The organism is Bacillus sp. HU-1818 (genome assembly GCF_022695965.1).
In the GTDB taxonomy this organism is placed as follows: Bacteria; Bacillota; Bacilli; order Bacillales; family Bacillaceae; genus Bacillus; species Bacillus atrophaeus.
Map to the genome: position 1 here is coordinate 222,863 of NZ_JAAPBE010000004.1, position 16,882 is coordinate 239,744.

Below are 16,882 nucleotides of genomic sequence, written 5' to 3' on the forward strand. Positions count from 1 at the left end.
CCCTGTTTTGTACCGGTACAGTTCATTGTTTTTCTCATTGTACCGTTCCTATCCTCCTCATACAATAAAAGGGAGCGGCCGGCGCTACTTTTTTTCTAAAGGAGAAACTATATGCACGTTTCAGATCGTCATACGTCAGCTTACATCGCTGCTATTTTAAACGCATTGATTATTGGCTGTTCTTTTCTATTTGTTAAAATCGCACTTCAATCGGCCAATCCGTTTGATATACTGGCTCATCGCTTCACGCTGTCTTTCGCGGCAGCAACAATTCCAGTTTTATTCGGATGGGTTAAGCTGTCGATCAGCTTGAAGGATGTGCTCTCCATTTTGCCGTTGGCTCTGTTATATCCGGCTTTATTTTTCAGCTTTCAGGCATTTGGACTCGTTTACTCCTCATCATCTGAAGCTGGAATTATTCAGGCGGCTATTCCCATTTTTACGATGGTGTTTGCGGCTTATTTTCTAAAGGAACGTCCGTCGCGGACCCAAAAAGGGTTTACGTGTTTATCAGTGGCGGGTGTGATTGTCATTTTTGCGATGAAAGGCGTTCAGGTTGAATCAGCCAGTTTAAAAGGCTCCGTGCTGATTTTGCTGTCAGCACTTTCATCCGCAGCTTATAACACGGCGGCAAGAAAAATGACGCAGCGTTTCAGACTGATGGAACTGACATACTTGATGTCTGCAATCGGATTTTTGACCTTTAACGGTATCGCTCTTATACAGCACGGAACGGCCGGGACCATCAGCCAGTATTTCGCTCCGTTTCGTGAGACCGATTTTATCATCTCTATGATCTATTTGGGCATCCTGTCTTCGTTGGTTACATCGTATCTGTCAAATTACGCGCTGTCACAGATCGAGGCGTTTAAAATGAGCGCCTTCAACAATTTATCTACACTTGTCACGATGCTTGCAGGTGTTGCTGTTCTGCACGAAACACTCGCATTCTATCATCTGATTGGCGCGCTCTGCATTATCATCGGCGTCCTTGGCAGCAATGCTGCTATACGCAAAAGAAAAGGACAGCGCTGACCGCGTCTGTCCTTTTTCTTATTTCATATAATTCAGCACCCAGCAAATGCCGTTTTTGTTGTCAGTGACTTGTCCGTGAATCGCGTTGAAAAACGTATCCTGCAATTCAACCGTCACCTCTCCGTCCTGAAGCAGCAAATCGTACGTCTCCCTGATTTCCTCCTCACTCTCAAGCTGAAGTATGATTTTCACGTTTTCAGCTTTTGGGATTCTGCCGAACGTGTCAGAAAAATGAATCAGATTGCTGCCCAGATGAAGTTCGGCATGCATGATTTTTCCTTCGTGTTTGTTGAGTATTTTAATATCCCCGCCGAAATACTCGACGGATTCCTTACAGTTATCCACTACTACAAACGGGCTTGCGCTTTTCATATGCACCCTCCGTTTTTGTTTTTATACTGTCATTGTGCCCAAACGGCAGGGAAAAGTAAAACAAGCGGACAGAAGTATTGTCCGCTTGTTTTTTATTTATGAGAAACAGCCGGCTTGCAGTGATTCAGGATAGAAAAAATCTCTTCTGCCACTTTTTCAGTCTCAGACAGCAAAAACATATGTCCGCCGTCAAATTCATGATAAACCGGATTTTGGGCCCACCGATCCCAGCCGTGCGCATCTCTCATGCATTTTTCATCCTTACGGCCGTTAAAAATATGGACAGGTGACTGAAGCTGCGCCAGGTCACGGGGCTCAAACCGTTCGAGCGCCCGGTAATCAGATCTGAAGGAAGGGAGGAAAAATGACATGACTTCCTTATTTTCAACAAGTTCTGCCGGCATACCGCCCAACTCCATAATATGTTCAAGAAACGCCTCATCCTCAAGGTGCGAGACCTTCTTCCGCTTCACATTCGGAGGCTGAATCGCAGAAATGATCACCGCATGCGGAAAGATGCCTTCGCGTTCCAATTGTTGCGCAAGCCTGAAGGCGATCATGCCGCCCATGCTGTGTCCGAACAGCACAAAGGGGCGATCAGGACGGAGATTCAATTCTTGCTTGTACAACCTGACAAGCTCCTCCAAATCCTCAATGGCAGACGTCTGGTTGGTGCCATGTCCGGGCGGCTCAGCAGCCAGCATTTCACACTCTCCCTGCAAATAGGCATGGAGAGGGCGAAATGATGCCGAGTAGCCTCCGGCAAATGGGAAACAAATGAGCTGTGTTTTTTCTGATGTATCAAACGATCTGAAGAGTTGACTCATTGTCGTCTCCCCCTTTCATCAATTCATTTATGAGAGCTTGATTGTTTCTTCACTTAGAAATTCGAGCAAAATCTCGGCATTCCTATCAAGACTTTTTCCTTGCAGCATTTCCGCATGTGTTCCCGCACCTCTTTTGACACGGTAAGACCCTTTTGTGGCTTCTTCCCATGATTGAAGCCACTCAGGCATTTCAAAATCAGTATCAGATGTAAGCAAATCAATATCTGCTTTTATCTGCCCCGTGCTGATCAGGTTGACGAAGTATGAATAAAAAGCGTGTGTTTTTTTCTTTAAGCCTTGCTTAACGGCTTCGTTGTGAAGCGCCTCATTGTCTCGGTTTACATTCATGAGCGCTTCGACATCGTTTTCTACTGTGCGGCCGTCCAGGTCACTGACACCCTGTTTCTTATAGGAATCCACCATGACCAGCCTCTCAACGTTGCGTCCTTGTTCTTCGAGTTTTTTGGCTGTCTCAAATGCCAAGCTGCAGCCTGCCGAATAGCCGAACAGTGTAACAGGCCCTTCCGGCTGAAGCTCATGTATCATTGCGGCATAACGATCAAGCCGGTCTTCATCCTCAATGAAATCGAAGGCGCATATTTTGTATGCTTGCAAGTGCTTCGCTAGGTTTTGATACATTAAGCCATAACCCAATACCGGCGGGAATGCGAAAATGGTTTGATCCTGATCCGCATTCATGACCGTAACGTCCTGTAGTCCAGTTGAGTTTCCGTTTTTCAAATAGTCTGAAATGCCGGCAATCGTCGGCGCTTCAAACAAAAGTTTAACCGGCAGCTCGATTCCGAGTTCTTTCTTGATGCGGGAAGCGGCTGTCATCGCTTTTAAGGAATGGCCTCCAAGTGTGAAGAAATCATCATGGATGCCGATTTTGGTTTTGCCGAGGACATCACACCAGATTCGGCAGATCATGTCTTCGGTTTCGTTTCGCGGTCCGATCCATTCGTCTCCGGCTGACAGATCAGCCTCTGCTTTCGGCAGCAGGCGTCTGTTCACTTTCCCGTTTGGCGTGAGCGGCAGCTGATCAAGGAATGTAAACGACTGCGGCACCATGTACGCCGGAAGCTGCTTACTGATAAAGGCTTGAATCTCCTTGGAAGAAGCTTGTGTTTCGCACACAAGGTATGCGTTGATTAAAGCATCGCCTGTTTCAGTTCTGTCCACGACGACAACAGCGTCTTTTACTCCCTCGTATTCCTGAATCTGCTTTTCAATTTCTTCAAGCTCGATTCTGTGTCCGCGGATCTTAACTTGGTCATCTATCCGTCCCGCAAACTCAATCGTACCGTCCGGCAGCCAGCGCGCTAAGTCGCCGGTGCGGTACAGCCTTTCTCCGGGCTTGAAAGGATGCTGGATAAATTTCTGCTTTGTCAGTTCCTCTCGGTTGAGGTACCCTTTTGACACGCCCATTCCGCTCAAGCATAATTCACCGACTGCCCCAAATGGCTGAAGCTGGCTGGTTTCTGTTAAGATGTATGCTTCTGTTTCGTTAAGCGGTTTGCCGATCGGAATCGCGGACATTGATTCCGGAACTTCCTGAACCTGATGAGCAGTGGCAAAGACCGTAACCTCTGTCGGTCCGTATACATGAATCAGTTTATGAGGACCCATGGTTTGCAAGGCTTTGCGAACATGGGCGGCCGACGCACGTTCTCCGCCGAATAATACATGCCGGAGCCCCTTCATCCATTCTTGTCCAGCATCGACAAGCAGATTAAATAAAGCGGTCGTGACGAACATGACGCTGATATTCTCATCTCGGATGAGCGTCATCAGTCTGTCTGTGTTCAAAATGGTTTCCTGTTCTGCAATGACAAGTCTGCCGCCATTCAAGAGCGCCGCGTAAAGGTCAAAGGTAAATCCGTCAAATGCATAATTGGAAAGCGATAAAATCGTATCACGCTCAGAAAGCGCAATATAATTCGTCTGTTTTACAACCCTTTGAATATTGGCATGGGTTGTGATATTCCCCTTCGGTTTTCCAGTTGTTCCCGAGGTGTACATGATATACGCAGGATCATCCGGTTCACCGGCTTCATCCGGATCAGCGCCGGACTCTTCAAAACGGCTGGTATCGTCAATGTACACAACCTCTCCCTTGTATGGAAGCTGACCGGCCTCATTCTGAAGCGGCAGATGGGTTAACAGACAGTTCGCTCCGCTGTCCTCAAGCATATAAGCGATTCGGTCTTCCGGATATTCAGGATCTATCGGAAGGTAGGCCCCTCCCGCTTTTAAAATCCCCAGTATCCCGATGACCATCTCAGGCGAACGTTTCGTAAAGAGTGCGGTGACAGACCCTTTGCCGGCTTCTCTTTTTCTTAAGCGGTGAGCAAGCCTGTTAGCCTCGGTATTTAATTCGTGATAGGTCAGCGTTATACCCCCTGCTGTGAGGGCCGGAGCATCCGGCGTGCGCTCCGCGGATTGTGTAAACCATTCTGTCAGTCTTTTTATCTCAGGCTTTTCGGCGGACGGATTCAAGCCCGTTAACAAGTGCTGACGTTCTTTTTCTTCAATGATATTGATATGGGCAACAGGTGTATCCGGCTGCTGCACGATTTGCTTGATGGCTGCGAGAAGCTGCGATTTTAAGCGCAAAATAAAGGCTTCATCAAAGACGTTTTCATTGTAGGCCAGCTTGATCAGCATTTCGTCTGCCGGCGATGCCATGAGGTTGAGATCATAGTTTGACTTCTCAAAGACATGGACGTCCTCCATTTCAAAGCCATTTTGGCTGTTTCCATTGCTGTTTGCATCCTGAAGCGGATAATTTTCAAATACGATGATATGGTCAATCAGTTTCGGCTGATCGGCTTGGCTCTGAATATCGTAGAGCGGAACGTATTGATGCGCCTCTGATTGTAATGACTGCTCCTGCAGCGTCTGAAGCAAGCCGTTAAAGGAGATGTCCTCAGTCAGCCTTACCCGTTTTGGCACAACGTTGATAAACAGGCCGACCATATGCTCAACGCCGCTGATCTCTGCGGGCCGCCCTGAGACGACAGTTCCGAAGACGAGATCATCTGTCCGCTGATACCGGCCCAGCAAGATGCTCCAGACGGCTTGAAGCGCCGTGCTGAGAGTGGTTCGCTGAGATTTCGCAAGCTCTGTGAAAGCTTTTGTTTCCGCTTCCGGCAATGAAAAGAGCAGCTCGTTCGGTTTATAATCCGCTTTCTCTTTCTTTCTTTGCTCCGCGAAAGTCGTTTGCCCTTCAAAGCCTGACAAGTAACCCGTCCAATACTGAAGTGATGCTTGTTTATTCTGTTTTTCCAGCCATTTGATATATTCCTTGTATGGTTTAACAGGCTTCAGGCTGTAAGGCTTTTTCTCACGCAGGGCGTTGTACACTTGAAACAGATCCTGCACAACGACGCCGAAGCACCAGCCGTCCAGCAAAATGTGGTGATAGCTCCATACCCATTCGAAGCTTGCCTCACCCTTCTTAAAAACAGCCGTGCGCATAGGAATGTCACGTGTTAAATCAAAGCCTTGGCGCTTATCCTGTTCTTTGTATTCATTTATTTTTTGCTCTTGCTCTTTCTCAGATAAATGGGAAAGGTCGATTTCTTCTATCTGAAATGGCCGCTTTTTCAGCACGACCTGAACGGGCCTTTTTACTTTTTCATGAATGAACACGGTACGAAAAATATCGTACCGGTCCATCATCACGTTCATGCTTTGTTCAAGCAGTTTTACTTCAAAGCTGCCCTTCACCTTCATTGTAATTTGTTCAATGTAAAAGCTTTGGCCGGGATTCAAAAGGGTGTGAAACAGCATCCCTTCTTGCATCGGCGATAGATAATACATATCCTGAACCTGATCTTTGCTAAATTGACTCATCTGTTTTGCTCCCGCCTTTTATTTCAAATTCTCCTCAAGCATGTCAAAGATATCTCCCATCTCGTCCATTTCCAGATCTTCCGCACTAAAGTCACTCGGCGTGAATTCCTTGTCTTCCTTTTCTGTACAATGGCGGATGAGCAGCAGGAGATTGTCTTTAAAACGTTCCATTAGTTCCTCAACCGTGCTTCTGTCGTATTCCTTTCCATTGTATGAGCAAGAAATGACGAAACGATTGTTGCGGACCATACCGCTGAAGCTCAAAGCATAAAGTGCTTCCGACTCCTCGCTTACTTGACGGCCCATATCGTATGAGGACGGCTCGAAAAATTCAGTCTTCACTTCACTGTCAAACTGGCCTAAATAGTTAAAGCTGATGTCAGGAGTGAAGCCTTTTTTCTGCTTAGATTCAGATAGATAGCGGAGAATTCCGTATCCGATGCCTTTATCCGGAACGCGGCGCAAGCCCTCTTTCACCGTTTTGATGACGGCTGAGAGATCGCGTTCTCCTGGCATATCTAATACAACAGGATATTGAGCCGTGAACCATCCGACAGTCCGGGATATATTGACGTTCGGAATAATGTCTTCCCGGCCGTGCCCTTCTAGGTTGATGCCGATTTTTTGCTGCTTTGTCCATTCTTCCATCGTTAAGCCGAGAGCGCTGAGAAGAAGATCGTTGATCTCCGTTCCATACGGGTGGTGAACATCCGTCAAAAGATGTTTCGTCTCTTCCTCAGACAGCTCAGAAATGACAGATGATGTATGTTTCACAAGACGTTTTTCCAATTCGTAATCTTTAGGCACCGAAGAAATGTACTCGGCGTCAATCTGCTCCCAATAGTCAGCCTGCTTTGAAAGCTGCTCTGATTGAGAGAAAGCCAGCAATTCTTCTCCCCAGTCTTTAAAGGAGTTTGTTTTTGGCGGGAAGACAATGTCCTCCTGCTTCTCAGCCTGAAGATAGCCCGATGCGAAGTCTTGTAATAAAATTCTCCATGACACGCCATCGACCGCCAGATGGTGAATGGCGATCAGAAGATGATCTCCTTTTTCCGTACGGTATTGCTCCGCCTTTACAATCGGCCCGTTATTAATATCAAGACTGCTTTGCAGCCGATCGGCCAGCACCTTGATCTGGCTTTTCAGCATGTCTTCATCGGAACCGTACAGATCCACAATTTCTAAGCTGATCTTGCATTCGTCTATTGCTTGGAACGATTGAATGACGTCTCCCTGTTCTTCACGATAGACCATACGAAGCGCGTCATGATGTTCCGTCAGTGCCTGTAATGTTTTCTCAACCGCTATCGGGTCAAAGCCTTTTGGTGCGTGAAGCATCACCGATTGGTTCCAATGGTGCTGATTCGTAAACTTGCGGTCAAAGAACCAGCGCTGGATCGGCGTCAAAATCGCTTCTCCTTCTACAGGACCCTGATCAGCCTCTTTGCCTTCCGTGCGTTCTACGTAAGACACCAGCTCTTCGATCGTCGGATGCTGGAAGAGATCCTTCATTTCCAGCTTCAAGCCGTGCTGGTTCAGGCGGCTCGCCATTTGAATGCCTTTGATGGAATCGCCGCCAAGCGTGAAGAAGTTGTCGCTTATGCCGATGTCCGGGATGCCGAGGACATCCTGCCAAATATCAGCTAACAGCTCTTCCATTTCCGTTGCCGGTGCCTTATATGCCGCGCTTTGCGCTTCAATATCAGGCTGAGGCAGGGCTTTGCGGTCAACCTTTCCGTTGGCGGTCACAGGAAGCTCGTCCATCGTGACCCAGTACGCTGGGATCATGTAGTCCGGCAGTGTGTCTTTTAACGCTGACTTGAGTGATTCGGTATCAGCGTCTTCCGGTGTGACATATGCACATAACGCGGTGTTGCCCGCTTTATCCTTCACCGCAGCCACTGCCGCGTCTTGCACAGCCGAAAGCTGGGCGAGGCGAACCTCAATTTCTGACAGCTCGATCCGGTAGCCGCGCACCTTGACCTGCTGGTCGATCCGGCCGATGTACTCGATGCCGTGTTCTGTCGTCCATCTGACAAGGTCGCCCGTCCGGTACATGCGTTCACCCGGCACAAACGGATCGGCGACAAACCGCTTCGCTGTTTCGTCTTCGCGGTTCAGATAGCCGCGCGCAAGCCCGCGGCCCGCAACGCAAAGCTCTCCGGCCACCCCTTCGGGCTGGACCTGATCGCCGTCGCCGAGAATGTAGGCTCTCGTATTGGCAATCGCGCGTCCGATGGAAAGCGAACCTTCCTCAGGATCGATTTCTGTACTTGTGGCAACGACCGTGTTTTCAGTCGGGCCGTAGTTATTGACGAGCGTGTATGGCTGTTTCACCGCCCGTTTCAGCTTATCTCCCCCTGTCAGAAGCACTCGGAGCGATGTGTTTTCAAGCTCCATAAACTGCTCCGCCAGCTGGGTCGGCAGGAAGGTGATCGTGACGCCGTTTTGTTCGAAATACTCATTCAGGCGGATGATATCGAGACGGATCGCTTCATCAATCACGTGAAGCTCGGCACCGATCGTCCATGTCGGGAACATTTCCCAAATGGATGCGTCAAATCCGAAGCCCGCGTATTTTGCACTGCGGTCCTCTGCCGTCATACCAAATGCGTCGTGATGCCAGAAGCACAGGTTCACAAGCGCGTGGTGTTCGACCATGACACCCTTCGGCTGTCCAGTCGTTCCTGACGTGTAAATCATGTAGGCGAGGTGATCCGCGTTTGTCTCTGTCTGCGGATTCGCCCGGTCGTTCTCGTCAAGCGGCAGGCTCAAAATGGAGCGCTCCCCACTCAGAAGAATGACTTCTCCCGTGTAGCTTTCCGGCACACTGAGTTCTTCCTGTGTGAACAGAAGCTTCGCGCCGCTGTCTTCTAAAATGTATTTAATACGCTGATCCGGATACTCAGGATCAATCGGCACAAATGCCGCGCCTGATTTCAGCACGCCCAGCACCGCGGCGGACATTTCGAGCGACGGCTTCGTAAGAATGCCGATGCGGTCATCCGCACTGACGCCGCAGTCGATCAGAATACGCGCCAGACGGTTCGCTTTGGCGTTCAGCTCGCTGTATGTCCATGAGCTTCCGTTGTACGTGACGGCTTGGCGAGTGCCGAAGCGATCAGCGGTTTCTTCAAACAGCTGATGAACTGTTTTGTCGCGCGGCACAGAAAGCGTTTTGCCTTTCCATGCATCAAGCAGGCTTTGTTTTTCTGCTTCGTCAGCCAGTGACAGGCTTGAGAGCTTTTGGTCAGGGTTGGCGGCAACCGCTTCTAACAGCCGCAAAAGATATACGCTCCATTGTTCGGCCGTTTCTTTTTTAAATAAATCGGTCGCATACTCCAGCTGAAGGCCAATACCGTTTTCATCCTCAAATCCGCCGAGAGTCAGGTCAAATTTAGACGTGCCTTGATCGGCTTGATATGGAGTGATTTTCAGATTTTCAAGCTGAAGCTGTTCTTTATCAGGGTCTTCTGTTGTCACCATGACATTGAACAATGGGTTTCGGCTCATATCCCTTGCCAGATCAAGCTTTCCGATCAAGTCTTCGAATGGATAATCCTGATGCTCCAATGCCTCAAGATTCGTATGTTTCACTTGCTCAAGAAGCTGGGCAAAGGTTTGGTTTTCACCTGCTTCGTTGCGCAGCGCAAGCGTATTGACAAACATACCCGGCATTCCCTGCAAATCAGCATTTGTTCTGCCCGCTGTAACTGAGCCGATGACTATATCCTTTTGTCCGGTGATTTTGCTTAAAAAGACATGGAATACGGTATGCAGCACCATGTGCAAGGTTGTTCCGGTCGCGGCCAGCAATTCTTCAATCGCCTTCGCCGTCTCTCTTTCTGTTTTGAAGCGGATTGTATCCCCTTTAAAGCTCTGTACGGGAGGACGAGAATAATCAAGCGGAAGGTCAAGCTCCGGAAGATCGCCCGCAAAAGCCGAGAGCCAGAACTCCTCGTGTTCCTTCATCTGTTCAACTTGCGCTGATTCATTCTGCCAAACTGCAAAATCTTTATAATGAAGCTGCGGTTTAGGAAGGGTTTCTCCCTTATACAGCGATGCCAGTTCTTGTACAAAAATGCTTCTGGAAACTCCGTCAGCGATAATATGATGCATATCCAATAGCAGAAGGTGTTTCTTCTCCCCCAAGCGGATCAATCCAGCGCGGATGAGCGGTCCTGAACTTACATCAAACGGACGGATAAATGCTTTGATCCGCTGTTTTGCTTCCGCTTCTTCAGCTTCAAACACATGCAGGTCGATCTCAGCTTGCTCCATGATCGTTTGGACGGGCTGGCCGTCAGCCTCTGCAAATGAGGTTCGCAGCGATTCATGGCGGTTTACAAGCTGGTTGAGCGCCTCCTGCAAACGCGCGATGTCGAGATCCCCTTCCATCAGAAGAACGGACGGCATATTATAGCTCGTGCCGTTTCGATCAAGCTGGTTCAACACATACATCCGTTTTTGAGCCGAAGACACCGGATAGACCTCACGCTTTTTGGCGGGGATAATTTTCCGATAACCGCCCGATTGAGCCGAGGCTTCCATATAGGCAGCCAGCTGGCGAATCGTCGGCTGCTCAAAAAGTGCTTTTAACGGTACTGTTTTTTCAAGCTCAGCCTGAATATTGGCGATGAGCATCATTCCTTTTAAGGAATGGCCGCCGAGATCAAAGAAGTTATCATCTATGCCGAGCGTTTCAATGCCAAGGGTATTCTGCCAAATACGGCAAAGCTTCTCTTCCAGATCAGTTTCCGGAGCAGCCGACGCGAGATGCCCGGTATGAGCCGTATTTGGTTTCGGCAAAGCGCTTCTGTCGATTTTCCCATTTGCGGTGAGCGGGATTGAATCAATCTGCACAAAGTACGCAGGCAGCATATGAGACGGAAGCTCCTTTGCAAGCAGCTTGCGAATTTGAGCCCCTTCATACGCTTTGTCCGCTTTATAATAAGCGCAAAGTTCCTGAAGCCCGCCTTCTGAAACTGCCAGAACGACCGCTTCTTGAATGCCGCTTACCCCGAGCAGAACGGTTTCAATTTCTTTCAGTTCGATACGGTATCCGCGGATTTTCACTTGATCATCGGCACGTCCGATAAATTCAATCGTTCCGTCAGAAAGTCTTCGCACCACGTCTCCGGTCTTGTACATCAAGCTTCCCGGTGAATATGGATTTTCAATGAATCTCTCGGCTGTGAGCTGCGGACGGCGGAGGTACCCTCTGGCAAGCCCCCGGCCCGTAATATAGAGCTCGCCGCTCGCTCCTGGAGGAACAAGCTTTAATGCCCCGTTTAGCACAAGAGCGCCTGTATTGGCAATCGGCCGCCCGATTGTCGGACGTTCTGCGTATTGCGCGAGGTCTGACAGATCAATGCGTCCGGCGACTGTGCCGATCGTTGTTTCTGTCGGACCGTAATGATTGATAAAAGCTGTATCGGCATAGGCCACATGGAAGGCACTGACATCAGCCGGAATAATTTTCTCTCCGCCGAGCACAACCAAACGGAGCGAGTCAAAATGCTTCTCTTCTGAAAAACGGGAGGTGTTGACAATCGTGTGAAACAGTGACGGTGTCAGTTTGATATAGGTAATGCCGTGTTCCTTAATATAACGCCCAAGCTGATCCGGCGCGGTGTATGTCTCTTTCGGCACGATATGAAGCTCGCCGCCTGAGGAGAGAACAGGAAACAGACTTGTGTAGCCCAAATCAAATGAGTAGGACGACACCAGTACCGCTTTATCTCCTTCTGTCAGCCCGGCCTCCTTTGAAAACCAAGACACATAGTTCACGAGATTGTGATGTTCAATCTGCACGCCTTTAGGCTTTCCGGTCGTACCGGATGTGTAAATGACATAAGCAAGATTGCCAGAACCTGCAACAGGTTCTAGCCGCTCCTTGCTTTCCCGGCGCCAATCAGCAGTATCAATATTGACTATTTCTCCTTGATAACCGGCAATGGCCGTCATATTTCTCTCGTCAGCGAGAACAATCTTCGCTCCGCTGTCTTCCAATGAATAACCGATTCTTTCTTCAGGTGTATCCGGATCAATCGGAAGGAAAGCGGCACCAGCCTTCATGACGCCGAGAATAGACACCATCAAATTGACAGTCCGATCCATGACAATGCCGACGATCTCTTCACTGCCGGCTCCATGTGTGCGGAGATGACGCGCCAGCTGGTTTGCCTGCTCGTCCAGTTCGCGATAGGTCAACTTCCTTTCACCGAAAACCGCTGTCCGTTCAGGTGACTGCTGCGCTCTATTTTCAAATAAAGATGCAAATGTCGTATGCTCCGACACGTCCGCTGCTGAATGTGTTTCTTCAGTCAGAAGAGCTTCCCGTTCCGCTGGGGAGAGCAATTCCAAATCAGCGAGCCTCATATTCGGATGTTCCGCAGCAGCTTTTATCATGTTTATGAAATGGCTGCTCCAGCGCCGGATGGTCTCGTCTTTAAACAAAGCTGTCGCGTAATCGAAGCTTAAACCAATCTCGTCTCCGCGCTCCACCGCTTCTAAGGATAAATCGAATTTAGCCACATGATGATGCATGGAATAAGAGGAAATCTGCAAATCTCCTAATCTCAATGACGGAACCTCCATGTTCTGCATGTTAAATAACACGCTGAACAGCGGACTCCTGCTTGTGTCTCTTGTCAGCGGCAGTTGTTCGATTAATTCCTCGAGCGGGTAGCTTTGGTGCTCAAATGCCTGAAGGCTGATTGTTTTCACTTCATCTAAGAACTGTTTAAAGGTTTTCTCACCTAAAGGCGATGTCCGTAAAGCCACCGTGTTGACAAACATGCCCGGTACGTCCTGAAGATCAGGATGCGTTCTGCCCGCGGTCGGAGAGCCGACAACAATATCTTCCTGTGATGCATATTTAGCCAGCAATACATGGAAAGCGGCCAATAAGAACATATACATCGTTGTGTCCGTGTCAGACAGCAGCTTCTTAATTTGTGCGGTGACTTGTTTGTCGATGCCGAACATAACCCGTTCTCCGGCAAAGCTGCGTTCGGACGGACGCGGATAATCCGTCGGCAGATCGAGAACCGGCAAATTCCCTTTAAATGTATCCAGCCAATATTCTTCGTGCGCTTTTTGTTTTTCTTTTTGTGTTTGATCGTTTTGCCAGACAGAAAAATCTTTATAGTGAAGCTTAAGCGTTTCTAAGTCCGCGCCTTGATACAATTTAGCCAGATCCCCGATTAAAATGCCCGTCGAGCTGCCGTCTGTAATAATGTGGTGCATATCAATCAGCAGCAGATGGCGTTCTTTTTCAAGCTGGATCAGCTTCGAGCGGACGAGCGGCGCGCGGTTTAACTCAAACGGCCGGATAAAATCTTTGATCAGTTCTTCCGCGTCTTCTTCCCGGGCCTTGGCAGTCTCCAGCTGAAAAGAAACATTTTTATGAATGATCTGCACGACTTCTCCGTCTATCATGTCAAAAGAAGTACGCAATGTTTCATGGCGGTTGATTAACGCCTGAATCGCGGATTCAAGACGATCTCTGTCTACTTCTCCTTCCAGCAGAAGTACAGCAGGGACGTTGTAGCTTGTGCTTGTTTGTCCAAGCTGATTGAGGATATACATCCTTCGCTGGGCCGAGGATACAGGATAATGCTCTTGATAAGGCGCTTGCTGTATCGGTTCAAAACGCTGTTCCTCCTTGTTGTTTTCTTCCAAAAATTGTGCCAGCTCCTGGATCGTCGGCTTTTCAAACAGCACTTTAATCGGAACGTCCTTATGAAACTGCTCTTGGATTTTGGCCGTCATCATCATCGCTTTAAGCGAATGGCCGCCGATCGTAAAGAAATTATCGGTAACTCCGGCTTTTACGCCGAGAATCCCTTCCCAAATGTCTGCTAATTTTCTCTCCGTCTCCGTCTGCGGTGCGGCATATTCCGGCTGCACGGCATCTGACTGAGGCTCCGGCAGCGCTTTTTTATCGACCTTTCCGTTCGCCGTGAGCGGCAGACTGTCCATTTGAATAAAATGAGCTGGAATCATATATTCCGGCAAAGTTTGCGACAGCGACTTGCGGAGCTCAGCTGCAGACAGCTCACGATCAGCGGTGAAATACACACAAATTTCGTTTTCATCCGCTTTATTTTTTCTAATGACAGCGGCAGCCTCTGTCACGTGGTCTGCCAAACTGATTTTTGTTTCAATCTCACCCAGCTCGATTCTGAAGCCGCGGACTTTTACCTGATTATCAATTCTTCCTAAGAACTCGATATTTCCGTCCGGAAGCCATCTCGCCAAATCACCTGTCCGGTATATTTTTTCCTCTGGTCTGAAAGGATCTTGGAGAAATTGCTTTTCTGTCAGTTTAGGTAAGTTTACATAGCCCCGCGCCACTCCGTTTCCGCCGACACACAGCTCGCCTGGTGCCCCGATCGGCTGAAGGCGCTGCTGTTCATCCATAATGTAAGCGGTGGAGTTTCCGATTGGTTTCCCGATCGGTATCGAGCCATTGTATTCCCGATCAATAAGAAAGCTCGTTGAAAAAGTCGTATTCTCTGTCGGTCCGTATCCGTTCCAAAGAGAAAGCTCCGGAGAAACCCGTTTGACTTGGTTCACGATATGCGGAACTAAAGCATCGCCGCCTATGATTAAATGGCGAAGCGTTTGGAACATGGCGGCATCCTTTGCGGCAAGCTGGTTGAATAAAGGAGACGTCAGCCACATCGTCGTAATGCGATGCTCACGCAGGAATGCCGAAAAGCCCTTGGCGTCCAGCAGCGTATCCTTTTTGACAGGATAAAGCGCCGCGCCGTTTAACAATGCGCCAAACACCTCAAACGTTCCGGCGTCAAAGCTGACAGCCCCCGTCTGAGCCATCCGGTCCTCTTCATGAACAGGAACATACCCAGCGTTTTTCACCAGTCGGATGATATTTCTGTGTTCGATCATGACGCCTTTTGGCTTCCCGGTAGAACCGGAGGTGTACATAATGTATGCCAAATCCGCAGCGCGGGCAGGCAGGTTCAGATCAGCGGCGCTCACAGCCTGATCTGAGCCGCTGTCCATCATAACGGCAGGGACTTGTAACCATTTCACCTGCTCTTCATATGCCTTTACAGTCAGCACAAGCCGGATGGAACTGTCGTCCGCCATGAAGCGAACCCGGTCCTCAGGGAAGGATGGATCAATCGGCACATATGCGGCGCCTGCCTTCAATACGGCAAGCATGCCGATCACGGTTTCGGCCGAACGGTCATTCATAATTGCAGCTGTCTGTCCTTGCTGCAAGCCATGTTCGATAAGTTTTCTCGCCAGACGATTCGATGCCTCATTCAACTGCCGATATGTCAGCTCTTGCTTCCCGTATACGACAGCGAGGCTTGCCGGCGTCCGTTCCGCTTGCGCTTCAAACAATTTGTGAACGGCTTGTTCTTCCGGAAGCTCTGTCTTCGTTTCGTTAAAAATTTCCACCATCTGCCGTTCTTCCGCTCCATCCACAAGCCCGTGATCCAGCACGCGGGATTCCGGATGCCGGACAGCCGCTTTGATCATGCGTGTCAGATGGTTCGCTGTTCTTTCTATAAATGCCGTATCGTACGCGGCGCTGTTATATTTGATTTTGACCGTCCATGTTTTCCCCGGATACACGATCAGGTTAAAATCAAAACTTGTCTGTTCAAAAGCGCTGTCTACCTTAATGGAAAAGCCGAGCCGGTCTTCCATACTTCCGTTTTCCAGCTCTTTATCAAGAGGATAGTTTTCAAAAGCGACAAGATGGTTAAGCAGGCTTCCGTCCAGTGCTGAACGCTTTTGAATGTCGTAGAGCGGCACGTAATCATAACGCTCCGCTTCGACGGCATTCTTTTGTACGGCTGAAAATACATCGGAGAAGACAGATTCAGTTTCATACTTTACGCGGACCGGTATGGTGTTAATGAACAGCCCCGCCATTGTCTCGATCCCGTTAATGTCAGATGGGCGTCCGGAAACCACTGTGCCGAAGACGGCATCGTTCGTAAAGTTGTATTTGCTGAGAACTATTCCCCAAATAGCTTGAAAAAGGTTGGGTCCTGTAACCTGATGTTGATTCGCCGTTTGCTGAATAAGCGATACCAGCTCCTCATCCCATACAAAGCTGTACTCTTCACTTTTGTACATGCCCTTTTCGGCAGAAATGCGGCCCGGGAGCACGCTTGGCTGTTCAAACTCAGCCAAGCGCTCGCTCCAATAGCGTTCCGCTTCTTCATTGTCTTGCTTTCCGAGCCATTTAATATAGTCGGAGTAAGGCTTGCCTTGTCCATTGACAGCCGGGCGTCCCGAGCGGAGCGCTTCATAGTTTTGGAACAAGCTTTTCATGAGCACTCCCATACTCCAGCCGTCCATCATAATATGATGATTGCTCCAGACAAGATGCAGATGATCCGCATCCAGCCGGAAAACCGCCACTTTAAACAGGATATCCTTCGCCAGATTAAAGCCCTGCTGCTGCACGTCCTGTTTATAACGGTGAAGACGATCTTTTTGTCGCTGGGCGTCTAATTGAGTTATATCTTCATAATGCACAGTGGTCTTACGCTCCGCCAATACGACTTGGCGCGGCTTTTGAAGCTGCTGATGCACAAATACAGTGCGAAGAATATCGTATGACCGTATCAGCTCATTGACGCTTTTTTCAAAGATTTCAAGGTCAAAGACACCGTGAATGCGCAGCTCTAATTGTGTGAAATAAGAGGAAGAATCCGGATCAAGCATCGCATGATACAGCATCCCTTCCTGCATCGGTGTCAACGGGTACACCTTCTGAATCGTTTTTTTGCTCATAT

At 48.9% G+C, this 16,882-nt stretch carries 5 protein-coding genes; 1 reads left to right on the forward strand and 4 read right to left on the reverse strand.

The window, feature by feature from the left end:
• The first annotated feature begins 111 nt into the window (after nt 1-111).
• The gene (locus GXP75_RS16200) at nt 112-1,035 is read left to right on the forward strand and encodes a DMT family transporter (protein ID WP_242557279.1); all 924 of its coding nucleotides are present in this window, start codon (nt 112-114) and stop codon (nt 1,033-1,035) included.
• 18 nt (nt 1,036-1,053) lie between these two features.
• Here the strand turns inward: GXP75_RS16200 and GXP75_RS16205 are convergent, their stop codons facing one another.
• The 4 genes from GXP75_RS16205 to srfAB form a co-directional block, all read right to left on the reverse strand.
• Nucleotides 1,054-1,407 (reverse strand): VOC family protein, encoded by a 354-nt coding sequence (locus GXP75_RS16205; protein WP_242557280.1) that lies wholly within the window; start codon nt 1,405-1,407, stop codon nt 1,054-1,056.
• Nucleotides 1,408-1,499: 92 nt separating this feature from the next.
• Entirely contained in the window at nt 1,500-2,234 is a 735-nt protein-coding gene (gene srfAD, locus GXP75_RS16210) for a surfactin biosynthesis thioesterase SrfAD (protein WP_242557281.1), read from the reverse strand.
• 27 nt (nt 2,235-2,261) lie between these two features.
• Nucleotides 2,262-6,092 (reverse strand): non-ribosomal peptide synthetase, encoded by a 3,831-nt coding sequence (locus tag GXP75_RS16215; RefSeq protein WP_242557282.1) that lies wholly within the window; start codon nt 6,090-6,092, stop codon nt 2,262-2,264.
• An 18-nt stretch (nt 6,093-6,110) separates the two neighbouring features.
• The gene (srfAB, locus tag GXP75_RS21685; protein WP_483861625.1) at nt 6,111-16,880 is read right to left on the reverse strand and encodes a surfactin non-ribosomal peptide synthetase SrfAB; all 10,770 of its coding nucleotides are present in this window, start codon (nt 16,878-16,880) and stop codon (nt 6,111-6,113) included.
• Between the last annotated feature and the right edge of the window lie 2 nt (nt 16,881-16,882).

What these genes read in the sequence shown, in the direction of transcription:
- srfAB (WP_483861625.1), bottom strand. Translation starts at nt 16,880, where the DNA reads ATGAGCAAAAAAACGATTCAGAAGGTGTACCCGTTGACACCGATGCAG.
- GXP75_RS16200 (WP_242557279.1), top strand. Translation starts at nt 112, where the DNA reads ATGCACGTTTCAGATCGTCATACGTCAGCTTACATCGCTGCTATTTTA.
- GXP75_RS16205 (WP_242557280.1), bottom strand. Translation starts at nt 1,407, where the DNA reads ATGAAAAGCGCAAGCCCGTTTGTAGTAGTGGATAACTGTAAGGAATCC.
- srfAD (WP_242557281.1), bottom strand. Translation starts at nt 2,234, where the DNA reads ATGAGTCAACTCTTCAGATCGTTTGATACATCAGAAAAAACACAGCTC.
- GXP75_RS16215 (WP_242557282.1), bottom strand. Translation starts at nt 6,092, where the DNA reads ATGAGTCAATTTAGCAAAGATCAGGTTCAGGATATGTATTATCTATCG.